Here is an 11,137-nt window from a genome sequence, read left to right as displayed (position 1 = left end):
CTCTTCTTCACGGCGGTCCCCTTGCTGTCGGTGTGTCTTTGGCGGACGCCCGACACCTACCACACGGCAGGTCTCGAGCGGGGGGACCGCCACCTGATATGTACACCGGTTTGTCAAGGGCGCAGGGCGAGGCGGCGTCCAGGACCGTCGTCGTGGGCGCCGCCTCTGTGGGTCCGGTCGATCTGGGGTGGTGGCGAGCGTGTCTGTTTCGACGCGTGGTCAACTCTGATATGCGCGGGTTGGGTACCGCAGGACGGTTGTTCGGCTGGAGTGGATCGCTGGTCTAATGTCGAGCGTGATCCCAACGTACAGTTAAGGATTGCTCAATAGGTGGCTCGCGGATCACTCCCTGGCGCTGCCGTCACCACCGCATGATTCGCCCGGACGCTGTGGGGTCCCCGTTCCCCCGGTCCTTGCCTCACCGGTCGTCGGCGACGAGGGAGGACAAGGTGGAGTCCCCGCAGCGCAGCGAGGAGAACCGACCTTTCCGGCCGACGAGTCGACGACCACACTCGCAACCGGGATGCGGGACGGGGACCGGGTTTTCAGGTGTCCAGCACGGCCAGCGACCAGCACCAGCCGGCGAGTTCGCGGGCGATCGCGGTATTCGCCAGTGCCGGGCGTTTGTTGCGGACGTCGAACCCGGCCCAGCGGGCGTGCAGGCGCCGGTTTGCTTGCTGTCCGCGGGCCCGAGCCGCGGGACTGGCATGGTCCCAACGTCGCCGCAGCTCGACTCCGGCGCGATACGGGGGACGGTGGTGCCAGGCGGCCTCGATCAGCAGCCGGCGGGCGTGGCAGTTGCCGGTCTTGGTGATCGACCCCTGCGAGCGTGTCGCGCCGGAGGAGTGTTCGGTGGGCACCAGCCCGAGGTAGGCGCCGATCGAGCGTCCGGTCAGGCGCTGCCAGTCGCCGATCTCCACGGCCAGCCCGAACGCGGTCAGCGTGGACACGCCGCGCAGGCAACCGAGCCGCGTCACCACCGGGGTGTAGTCGCTGTCGGTGGCCATCGCAGCGATCGCCACATCCAGCCGATCCCGCCGGTCCACCGCCGCCAGCATGGTGTCATAGGCGGTCTCGTACGCCAGCTGCAGACCGGGCGCATCGAAGTGCTGGGCGCGCAGCCAGGTGTCATGCACCTTCGTCCACGCGTGGCCGCCGTAGTAGACAATCCCCTGCCGCAGTAGCAGTTTCGACACTCGATGGCGGGCCGACATCAGATCGCCACGACAGTCCTCGCGGGCGCGGACCAGATCCCGGGCCGCCTCCTGCTCGACACTCGGCACCGACACCTCGACGATCTGTCCGAGGTGCAACAGACGAGCCAGATGCCGCGCATCGCGCGCGTCGTTCTTGACCCGATCTCCGGGCGGGCGCTGCAGCTTCGACGGTGCCGCCACCAGACACTCGATGCCCGCCGCTGTCAGACACCGCGCGAGCCCGAATCCGGTCGGCCCGGCCTCGTACGTCACCGCCACCGGTTCCGGCAGCATCCGGATCCACTCGAGGATCTCGCCCTGATCGGGTGTCAGTCGGCGTTCGAAGAGTTCACACGTCTGCCCGTCGAGGCCGCAGGCGACCACCGATCGTGCGTGTACATCCAAACCGATACTTGTACGCTGATTCATCGCTGGGGCCTCCCACATCTTGTGGCTCTACCGGCCAGGACCCGTTTCCTGCCGGCAACCCACGTTCACATGTGAGTGAGGTCCCAGCCCAGCCCCTCATATCGTCTAAACTTCTACGAGACCCGGGACAACCTCAATTAACGAATCAGACCACTAAGTGTTTGGGATATAGGTGGCGGAGTTTGATGCGGGCGTCGTCGGTGGTGAAATGCCACTGGACCTGGCGTTGATCGGCGTTGGTCCGTGCCAGGCGGCGAGTTCGGCGTTGAGTGTCTCGAGGTCGTCGATGCGCCGGTCCAGACACTGGCGGGTCAGCACCGAGAGTTCGATCTCGGCAATGTTGAGCCACGAGCCGTGTTTGGGGGTGTGGTGGATCTCGAGCCGCTGCGCGAGCGCGAACGCCTCGGCCGGCTCGAAGGCCTCGTAGAGCGATCCGATGCCGTGGGTGCCCGAGGTTGTCCATCACCAGCACCACCGTCTCTGCGTCTGGGTAGTCCACGCACAGAAGGTCTTTGACCTGTCCGGCCCAGTCGATCTTGGTGCGCCGGGGCTGGGCATCGACACGCCGCCATCCGGCCAGGGGCTCTGGTCCAGCAGAAGATCGAGCAGGTCCCGTGCCGCACGTACTCCGAATCCTCTCGCCGGTCGCGGCCCGGGGCTGCAGCGATCGGGTCACGAGCATGGGCCAGCAACTGGTAGGGCTTCTCGTCCATACACACCACCGGGCGTGAGGGATCGTGGGGGCGGGCGTAGACCGCCAGAACATCCTCCATCCGAGCAGCGAACTCCGCGTTAGCTTTTGGTGGGATGGTCCAGCACTTCTTCAGGTGAGGACGAAGTTTCGTTTTTTTAAGACCCGGCCGATGGTCGAGTGGTCCAGGTCGGGGATGTCCTCGACCAGGGCGACGTGCTTCTCCAGCAACCGCAGCGACCACCGGGCATGACCCGCGGGCGGCTTCGAGCAGGCCAACGCAATCAACCTGGCCTCGACCTCCCCCGTGATCTGCGACGGCACCGGTGGCAGGTCACGCTGCTTACGACCGATCGTGGTCTCCACGTCCCGACCGGTCTCAGCGAACCGCTTGGCCACCAGCCGCACCGTCTCACCCGAGACCCCCAACCGTGCCGCGATCACCTCCTTCTCCTCAACCACCCCGACCGAGGTGTCCAGCGCCAGCAACACCCGGGCCCGCCGGATCATCGAGGCCGGATGCACCCCGGTCGTGGTCAACTGAGGCTGCCCCCTTGGAGTGGACACCCGTGACAATGGTTCTAGGAGAGCCAGGGGGATGTCGAGGTGGGACGCCAGTCTCTGTACACGGAGGAATTCCGAAAGGACGCGGTCGCGTTGTACCGGGCGGCCGACGGTAAACGCACGTACGCGGATGTGGCCGCGGACGTGGGCGTCAGTGGCGAGACGCTACGGACATGGGTCCGCAAGGACACCGCCCGTAACGGGCGGTCGCAGGACCGCAGCACCGGCGCCGGCGAGACCGAGGCGGACGAGCTCGAGGCCGTCGCATCGAGGTTCCTATGCGCGCTCGCCCAGCGATCACCGCTGGTTTCGGGGATCGACACCGGGCGAGTACTGGTCGACATCGACGACACGATCATCGAAGTCCACCGCCACGGCAAACAAGGCTCCGGATACGGCTACTCCGGGGTCCGCGGGCTGAACGCCCTGCTCGCCACGGTCACCACCGACACCGCGACGCCGGTGATCGTGGGTCAACGCCTTCGCCGGGGTGCCTGCGGATCCCCGCGCGGGGCCGCCCGGATGGTCGCCGACACCCTGGCCACCCTCGACCGCTCCCGCGCGGCGGCCACCGACGCAACCACGGACGTCACCGCTGGGGCGGTTCCGAAAGCGCTGGTTCGGTTCGACTCGGCGTTCTACGGACACCCCACCCTCGGTGCCGCGATTCGCGCCGGAGCCGACGTCTCGGTGACCGTACACCTGACCTCGACCATCAAGAGAGCAATCGAATCGATCGACGACGACAACGCCTGGACGCCGATCGAATACACCGATGCCCTCTACGACGAGGACACCGACACCTGGATCTCGCGTGCTGAGGTCGCCGAGATCGAAGTTCACCGCGTTCGCCTCCCAGGCCAAGGCGCACCGGATTCCCGGGCGGTTGGTCGTGCGCCGTATCCCCGACCTGCGGCCGAAGAAGGATCGAGACCAGGGGACGTTGTTCGAGTCTGACGGTTCCACGCCTTCTTCACCACCACCGACCCCACAGATCTCGATACCGTCGCCGCCGACAAGCTGCACCGTCACCACGCGATCGTCGAGCAGGTGCACGCGGACCTGAAGAACTCCGCGCTCGCCGCCTGGCTCGTCTGCGCGGTGATGGCGTTCAATCTCACCCGCACCGCGGACACCCTAACCGACGACCCGAAGCTGGTCAAAGCGACCACCGGGACCATCCGGCGGACCATGGTCGCGGCGGTCCCCGCACGGATCGCCTCCTCTGCCCGCCGGTTGACGCTGCACCTCCCGCAGCATCGGCCATGGGAAACAGCGTGGAACACCCTGTTCGACTGCATGTTCGGCCGAAACCAGCCAATCCTCGCCTAACGCCCGCGACACCTGCCCAGCCTCGACGCGAAACACCCAGTGGAACCACCCGACACGAGCGGTCGGACGATCACCCACGCCCACAACCTACTCGCTGCCGCACAACGAAACTCCACACGGACACATCAGTCAATCGGTGCATTCGGGTTTAGACCTCCGCCGACAGCTGCGCTGCGACCGAACCGACTACGTCCACGTTGCGTTGCGTTTGTTGCGAATGGATCGACGTCACACATCGCTATCTCGATTCTCTGGTTCAATCCGCTTTCGAATTGGGCGCGACTGCTCAACCCAGAACGTTTCAGTGCGCCGTCCAGCCCCCATCGACGGTCATTATTTGTCCTGTGACGTAGCGACTGGCGTCGCTAGCCAGATAGAGAAGTGCGCCGTCGAAGTCGTCGGGATAGCCGCCGCGTGGCAACAATGTGTTGCGCTTGATCCAGTCCTGAATTTTGGGAAGGTCGAACACCTCAGAGGTAATTTCCGTGTTGATGAAACCCGGTGCGATCGCGTTGACCCGAATCCCGTGACGACTCCACTGGGCTGCCCACTCACGGGTAATTGCGTTCAGCCCACCTTTCGAGGCGGCATAGACAGCTTGCGGAAACCGCCCGATGCCGTGTGAGGCAACAATGGAGGAGACGTTCACAATGGACCCTGATCCACGCGCTCGCATCTCCGGGTAGAGCGTTTGGACGATGCGAATGGGCGATAGCAAGTTCACCGCGAGTGTGCGTTGCATGTCATCGAGTGACTCATCCTCAGCTTTGACGCCGGCCGCCAAGTATGCGGCGTTGTTGACTACCACGTCGATGGGGCCGATCAGCTGTAGAGCTTTGCGGGCAGCCTGCGCGGCGTGTTCGGGATCGGACAGGTCCGCGACGAGGGGTGTTGCGAGTGGCCCGAGCGAGGTCGCAAGCTCTTCGAGGAGTTCCTCTCGGCGTGCCACGAGCACGGTGCGCGCCCCCGCCGAGACCAGCACCTGCGCGAAGCGCCGACCGAGCCCGGCGGTGGCGCCGGTCAACAGGGCGGTGCGGCCCTCGAGAGAGAACAACGGTGGAACATCGATCATTTCTACTCCATACTCAACTGTTGGATTCAACTGCTCGCCCGGTCGACGAGGCTCGTCTTCGGATTGAATCGCAGCATCAGCCCCACGAATGTCTCTGCCGCCGGGGTCGTGTACGGACTGTTCCGATACTTCTGTCGCGGAAGCGAGGCGGATCAATGCAAAGGTTCGGCTGCGAACGACCGTGGAGGATTCGCCACGAACTCAAGCTGTGCGGATTTTGCTCATCTGGCCGAGTCTGGGAACGCGACCGGCGCTGGTCAGGTGTGCGCGAAGTTCCCGACCGACGTGGTTGGTCGCATCGAACAGCCCCGACAGAAGAAGGGTTTGACGCACTAACGGTGCGAGTGCGAAATCCTCAGTGAATCCCATGCCTCCGCAGACTTGCAGGCTGTGGCGCACCGCTAAATCGGCTGCTTCGTTGGCTCGGCTGTGAGCGACGGCGATCAGGAGTGACCCGTCGTCTTCCCAGGTCGCCTCCAGCGCGGCTCGGGTCCCTTCGAGGGCTACGTGTACATCGGCGAGCCTGTGTTGAACAGTCTGGTTGACGCCGATTGCCCGTCCGAACTGGATCCGGTTCGAGACGTGTTCGATGCTAATTTCCAGCATGCGCGTGCCGAGCCCGACTAGTTGGTAGGCGACGGCCCTGAGGAGATTGTCCACGACCCGTCTGGCAACGTCGGACGAGAGCGTCGTCTCGGGGTCGGCGTTCGGAATCGCCACCTCGACCAGACCATTCGCGGGCGCAATTCCATTTACTCTTCTTCCTAGGCTTTCGGGAGCATCGAAGAGCCACCCTCGACGACTCTCGACGTCGACAGCTAGAAATCGGGTGCCGGTCTCTCGTGGTCCTAGCACCACGCCGTAGAGGCCCTGTGTCAGTGCTAGCGTCAGCGCGGGGTTTTCAGCGACTGTGTCGGATGTGGTCCAGTGTGCAAGGATGCCGAGGCCTGCCGTGGCAGCGGCCATCCTGCCTGCCTCCTCGAAAAATCCTGACACTGCGAGTTGCGGGTCTTCTTCGAGCAAGTCAGCGAAGCCGAAATCGACCAGCTCTTCGGTAGTGACCCCTTCTGGCGTGGCCTCGATGAGAGCGTGCACCGCCGCCCGAATGCTATTGGTGAGATCATTAACCACGATGGCCCTCCCTGGGCAAGCCGAGCACTCGCTGGGCGATGATGTTGCGCTGAATGTCGACGGCGCCGCCGTACACCGTGGCTTCTCTGGAGTAGAACCACTCGCGACGGACGCTACTCACCTCCGCTGCATCAGAGGTTTCAAAGTGAGGCGTCAAACGGCGAACAGCATCGTTCACGACGTGCTCGGCGTGACCGAGGAGCACCTTGTCGGCCGACACCTCGGGCCCGAGCGGTTCACCGGCAGCGAGGCGACGCACGGTGGACCGGCTCCGTAGGCGCACCGCTGCCAGAGCCGAATAGGCTGGGGCGATGATGTCGGCAACTCGCTGCGGATCGTCGACCCGATCGGCGGCCTCCTGCAACATGGCATGCATGATCGACTGACGCTGCCAGGCCCACATACCCCGCTCGTACTGAAGTAGATACATCGCGATCGCCCAGCCCGCGTCGACATCACCGACGACATGACCATCCGGGACGAAGACGCTGTCGAGGAATAGCTCTGAGAAGTCGTCCTCACCAGTCAGGGACTCGAGCGGCCGGGCCTGGACACCAACAGCGCGCATGTCCATCCAGAACAATGTCAGACCGCGGTGACGACTGTCCGGGGCACCCGTGCGCGCCAACACACCGCACCAATCTGATCGGTGGCCCAACGATGTCCACACCTTCTGGCCGCTGAGCCGCCAACCACCATCAACTTTCCTGGCTGTGGTGCGCAGGCTGGCCAGGTCGCTGCCGGCCTCAGGTTCGGAAAAGCCCTGGCACCACAGCGAGCGGCCGGCTAACAGATCGGGAAAATACGCGCTAGCGAGAACTGGGGCGAACTTAACCAGTGCCGACCCCATCACCTCCGTCACCGCCGCCGACTCCGGCATCCCGAAACCATGACGGGTGATCACGTCATAGAAGACCGCACGGTCGACAGCGGAACCACCTAAACCACCGACCTCGATCGGCCAGCCCGAGCCTGCTGCGCCGTGCTCATTGAGGTACCCCAAAAGTCCGGCGCCCTTCTCGATTCGGGTATCCAAATCGTCACCGGGCGTCGCCCGAAAGGCGGCCATATCGTGGAACCGATTACGCAGCCACGCATCCCAACCTGCCTCGGTGTGCAGGTCCTCGGCCGAGTCAGTGTCGGTGTCAGTCACCATGCTCCTTCCGATCGTCATGCTTCCAGCACCGGTACCCCCACAGCGACGAAGCCACGGGTGCTCATCATCGAAGCGAGTAGTTCTTGCGTCACGCTGTCGCCGTCCGGCAAGCGGCGGACCGCTTGACTGGCTCGCGACAGCCACGAGACGTCCACCTCATTGGTGAAACCCATGGCGCCGTGATACTGGTGTGCACCTCGCATCACGATGTGCGAGGCCTCGAGTGCAGCGACCCGCAAGCTCAGCGCGTCGGTCAGAGCGTCCCCGCCATCGCTGTCCTGCCCTACGGACCACAGCGCATATTTGGCGATTTCCTCGAGTCCGTCGACCGCTACTTTCATGTCGGCCATGCCGAACGCAACACTCTGGAATTCCAGCAACGCATGACCGAACTGCTTACGTTCACCCGCATAGCGAACGGTGTCTGCGAGGGCACTCCGCAGTAGTCCCAGTAGCCACCAGCTATGGAGCACGGTGGCGAGAGCCGCCAACCGAGGCGCCGAGTGATGACTTGGCCTCAGCTCGATTTCTGCCGCGAACGGACCGAGCTTGGTGGAAAGTCGACCGGAGGCCCCGACTACCTCGAAGGCCCGGCCGGTCAGGTCGACTGCGGTCCACGCAAGCTCGAGGTCAGCATGGTTGGCGACTTGCCGGCCCTCGCGAACGGAGACAAGTAAAGTGCCCTCGCTGCCTGGCGCGCGCGACAGGCGCTCGGCCACAGGATAGGGCAGAGCGAATTCACCGGCGACCTGGGCGACGGCTGCCGCCGCTTCGAGCTCGATTCGTTCGTCGCCCAGTGGGTCGAGCTCCCACACGCCGGCTGCCGATAACAGTGCATGGACGTGGCGGCGCGCGGACGGATCATCGATGGCTCGGCGGAGCAGATCCACTCCGCCTGCCTGCTTCACTTGTGCGCGCACAACGTCGGCCAAGCCGAGTGCTTCCGGTGTCAATTGGCTCACGATCATCGCAGTGTCCTCGCCAGTGTCTGTCGCTGCATCTCGAGAGACCCTGACGCAACGGTTGATGCCTGCGCGTATCGCCAGTGGTCTTCTACTTCACGCTCGAAAATTCGATTTTTGTCTGGAGTGCCGAGCGCCCAGTTGCCCACCATGTCCATCAGCACTTCTGCGACCTCCTGATCCAGTGTGGTGACCGCTATCCTGTATGCCGCCGAGTCCGCTGGATCGACGCTTCCGCGCTCTTGCGCGTCGACGACCTTGTAGGCGAGCAGATGGGCCCGTCGACAGTGCACGAGCGCCAGCGCCCACCGCGCACGTAGTGCTGCCGGAAGCTCTTCCCACTTCTCCCGCAGCTCGTTTCGGGCAAAGCTCAGCAGCCGTTCACAGCGCGCGTAACGGGCGATGCCCACGCGCTCGAACGCGATGACTTCTTTGACAATCCGCCATCCGTCATCCACCTCTCCGAGTATGTTCTGCTCTGGAACCCACACGTCGTCGAAGTACACCTCGTTGAGGTGATGTTCTCCTAACATGCTGTCGATCGCCCTAGCCTTGACGCCCGACTGATTCATGTCGACCAAGAAAACCGTGATGCCGTGTCGTCGACTCGACTGGGGTCCGGTTCTCGCTAGCAGGAAACACCACTGCGCCATACGCGCGTACGACGTCCATATTTTTTGTCCGTTGATGCGCCAACCCGCTCCGTCGCGAACGGCACGGGTCCGTAGAGCGGGAAGGTCCGAGCCGGCGTCGGGCTCGCTGAAGCCCTGCGCCCAGATGACCTCCCCCGCCGCGATCTGGGGAAGGTGCCGTTCCCGCTGATCGGCTGTGCCATGGCGCATCAGGATGGGACCCACCCAATTGATGCCCATGTACTGGGCACCGCGTGGCTCGTGGGCAGCCCACATCTCTTCTCGGAAAGCGGTCTGTTCCCAGTGGCTCGCGCCTTGACCGCCGTATTCCTCCGGCCAGGCCATTGCGAGCAAGCGCTCCCCACCGAGCGCGCGGCAGAAGTCCTGAGTCACGTCCAGGTCCGCCGGGTCGGTCGTGAACGCGCCCAGAAATGTGGGCGGCACGTGCTCCCCGATCAGTTTCCGCAGCTGTTGGCGCAATTCGGTCACCTCGCCGGGTTCGCGATAGTCGAGCACCTTGCCTCCCTAGTGGTTATGAGCTTTTGAGACTAATGTATATAAACATTAACTAGTTACGCTAGTCCTTGACGCCGACGATCGATACGACACTCGCGCGGGTGCCTCAGCGCGATGGCTCGCGAACATCATCGAAGACGCGCCAGGCGGCGATGACGGTTTGCTGTTCACCGAAAGACAAGGCGCGCAGGGTATACGGCCCGCGTCGGATGACAAGAAGGGAACTGTGATGGAGAGACTGGCAGGCAAGGTAGCCGTGATCACCGGCGGAGCGAGTGGAATGGGTGCCTCACACGCACGGTTATTTGCGGCCGAAGGCGCCAATGTTGTGATAACCGACATCGACGAGGACTCGGGGGCCGCGCTGGCCGATGAGTTGGGGGCCAACGCGCTGTTCGTGAAACACGATGTAAGCGACCCGGCGTCCTGGGCCGATGTCGTCGTTGCAGCGAATGACAGGTTCGGTCCGATCACAGTGCTGGTGAACAATGCCGGAGTGACTGGGCCCATCACTCAGATCGCCGAGCTGAGTGATCACGACTACCTGCGCACGGTGAACATCGACCTGAACGGCTCGTTCTACGGCACCCGGGCCGTGGTGCCGGAGATGACCGCGGCCGGCGGCGGCGCAATAGTGAACATCTCGTCAGTCGCTGGATTTTCACACCTCCCGGGGACCCCCAATGCGGCCTACACCACGGCGAAGTTCGGGGTGCGCGGCCTGACGAAGGCGACCGCAGCGGAATACGGTTCACGGAACATCCGGGTCAACTCGGTCCACCCTGGCCCGGTTGCAACGCCGTTGTTTCTTGAAACCCTCCCGGAGGAGACCATAGCGGCGATCGTCGCAGCTGTTCCGCTGGGACGATTGGCCGGTCCCGAGGAGGTGTCGCAGCTCATCCTGTTCCTGGTCAGCGATGACGCGTCCTACATCACCGGCGGCGAATATGTCATCGATGGTGGCATGCTCGCCCAGTAGGTAGCCGAGGCCCGTCGGACGCGTTCAGCAACCGCGCCCGACGGCGTGTGTGTGGGCTGCAAAGACAAGCGACCCTACCCGAGTTCACATCAAGATGGTGAAGCTGACCGGGATGCTCTTCACCTTCGACGCCCGGCTCACTCAAACCCCAACGGGCAGCTCGGATACCTCGATCAGTGTGAGGCCGTCGTCCTCCTCGATAACGTATACGTTGACGGCTTTGAGTGCGTCCATCGGCAGCGGAAGTGGAATGCGGTGGATGCCCTCCGCGACCCGATAGGCACCCGGTGTACTCCAGTGCTCACCGGAAGCGGGCGAATCGGCATGACTCCTAGACGTGTGCGCAGATGACATCCGACTCCTCTGACGGCGGGGTGTATCACGACAATGCGACCACTGAGAGCACCGCTACCCATTTTTGCTTGCCGCCGCCGTCTGTAATCTATATAATCATTGCAAAGTTAACCCGAGCACCTG

Annotated in this window: 10 protein-coding genes and 1 pseudogene; 2 read left to right on the top strand and 9 right to left on the bottom strand. The window is 63.7% G+C overall.

Translation table 11 applies throughout. The annotated features are described in order from the left end of the window. Window positions 1-545: 545 nt before the first annotated feature. The 3 genes from ACFVJ3_RS43300 to ACFVJ3_RS43290 form a co-directional block, all read right to left on the bottom strand. The gene (locus tag ACFVJ3_RS43300; RefSeq protein WP_257015341.1) at window positions 546-1,625 is read right to left on the bottom strand and encodes an IS110 family transposase; all 1,080 of its coding nucleotides are present in this window, start codon (window positions 1,623-1,625) and stop codon (window positions 546-548) included. A gap of 153 nt (window positions 1,626-1,778) precedes the next feature. After that, window positions 1,779-2,063, bottom strand: a complete 285-nt coding sequence (locus ACFVJ3_RS43295) for a transposase (protein WP_378457925.1) — start codon at window positions 2,061-2,063, stop codon at window positions 1,779-1,781. Window positions 2,064-2,448: 385 nt separating this feature from the next. Next, window positions 2,449-2,856 (bottom strand): helix-turn-helix domain-containing protein, encoded by a 408-nt coding sequence (locus ACFVJ3_RS43290; RefSeq protein WP_378457923.1) that lies wholly within the window; start codon window positions 2,854-2,856, stop codon window positions 2,449-2,451. 66 nt (window positions 2,857-2,922) lie between these two features. Here ACFVJ3_RS43290 and ACFVJ3_RS43285 point away from each other — a divergent pair. Beyond that, window positions 2,923-4,212 (top strand): annotated as a pseudogene (locus tag ACFVJ3_RS43285) (IS1380 family transposase). 301 nt (window positions 4,213-4,513) lie between these two features. Here the strand turns inward: ACFVJ3_RS43285 and ACFVJ3_RS43280 are convergent. From ACFVJ3_RS43280 to ACFVJ3_RS43260, 5 genes are all read right to left on the bottom strand, one after another. Continuing rightward, on the bottom strand, window positions 4,514-5,284 hold the full coding sequence (locus ACFVJ3_RS43280) for an SDR family NAD(P)-dependent oxidoreductase (protein WP_378457922.1): 771 nt from the start codon (window positions 5,282-5,284) through the stop codon (window positions 4,514-4,516). Window positions 5,285-5,485: 201 nt separating this feature from the next. Further along, entirely contained in the window at window positions 5,486-6,415 is a 930-nt protein-coding gene (locus tag ACFVJ3_RS43275; RefSeq protein ID WP_378457921.1) for an acyl-CoA dehydrogenase family protein, read from the bottom strand. Beyond that, window positions 6,408-7,571, bottom strand: coding sequence for an acyl-CoA dehydrogenase family protein (locus ACFVJ3_RS43270; RefSeq protein WP_378457920.1), 1,164 nt, complete (start codon window positions 7,569-7,571; stop codon window positions 6,408-6,410). The genes ACFVJ3_RS43275 and ACFVJ3_RS43270 overlap by 8 nt, the downstream gene beginning before the upstream one ends. 14 nt (window positions 7,572-7,585) lie before the next feature. Next, complete coding sequence (locus ACFVJ3_RS43265; protein ID WP_378457919.1) at window positions 7,586-8,461, bottom strand: acyl-CoA dehydrogenase family protein; 876 nt, start codon at window positions 8,459-8,461, stop codon at window positions 7,586-7,588. A gap of 74 nt (window positions 8,462-8,535) precedes the next feature. Next, the gene (locus tag ACFVJ3_RS43260) at window positions 8,536-9,681 is read right to left on the bottom strand and encodes an acyl-CoA dehydrogenase family protein (protein WP_378457918.1); all 1,146 of its coding nucleotides are present in this window, start codon (window positions 9,679-9,681) and stop codon (window positions 8,536-8,538) included. Between the two features lie 160 nt (window positions 9,682-9,841). Between ACFVJ3_RS43260 and ACFVJ3_RS43255 the strand changes: the two genes are divergently transcribed. Continuing rightward, window positions 9,842-10,660, top strand: coding sequence for an SDR family NAD(P)-dependent oxidoreductase (locus ACFVJ3_RS43255; RefSeq protein WP_378457917.1), 819 nt, complete (start codon window positions 9,842-9,844; stop codon window positions 10,658-10,660). 141 nt (window positions 10,661-10,801) lie between these two features. On the opposite strand, the gene ACFVJ3_RS43250 is transcribed toward ACFVJ3_RS43255, so the two are convergent. Beyond that, window positions 10,802-11,014 (bottom strand): hypothetical protein, encoded by a 213-nt coding sequence (locus tag ACFVJ3_RS43250; RefSeq protein WP_378457916.1) that lies wholly within the window; start codon window positions 11,012-11,014, stop codon window positions 10,802-10,804. Window positions 11,015-11,137: the final 123 nt, after the last annotated feature.

It is taken from the genome of Rhodococcus sp. NPDC127593, assembly GCF_042671975.1.
Taxonomy (GTDB): Bacteria; Actinomycetota; Actinomycetes; order Mycobacteriales; family Mycobacteriaceae; genus Rhodococcus_F.
Note: the sequence above shows the minus strand (reverse complement) of the source record. Positions and strands in the feature narration are given on the sequence as shown.

Bases quoted from the DNA above. Each gene is read 5' to 3' on its own strand.
- ACFVJ3_RS43300 (WP_257015341.1), bottom strand. From the start codon at position 1,625: ATGAATCAGCGTACAAGTATCGGTTTGGATGTACACGCACGATCGGTG.
- ACFVJ3_RS43280 (WP_378457922.1), bottom strand. From the start codon at position 5,284: ATGATCGATGTTCCACCGTTGTTCTCTCTCGAGGGCCGCACCGCCCTG.
- ACFVJ3_RS43270 (WP_378457920.1), bottom strand. From the start codon at position 7,571: ATGGTGACTGACACCGACACTGACTCGGCCGAGGACCTGCACACCGAG.
- ACFVJ3_RS43250 (WP_378457916.1), bottom strand. From the start codon at position 11,014: ATGTCATCTGCGCACACGTCTAGGAGTCATGCCGATTCGCCCGCTTCC.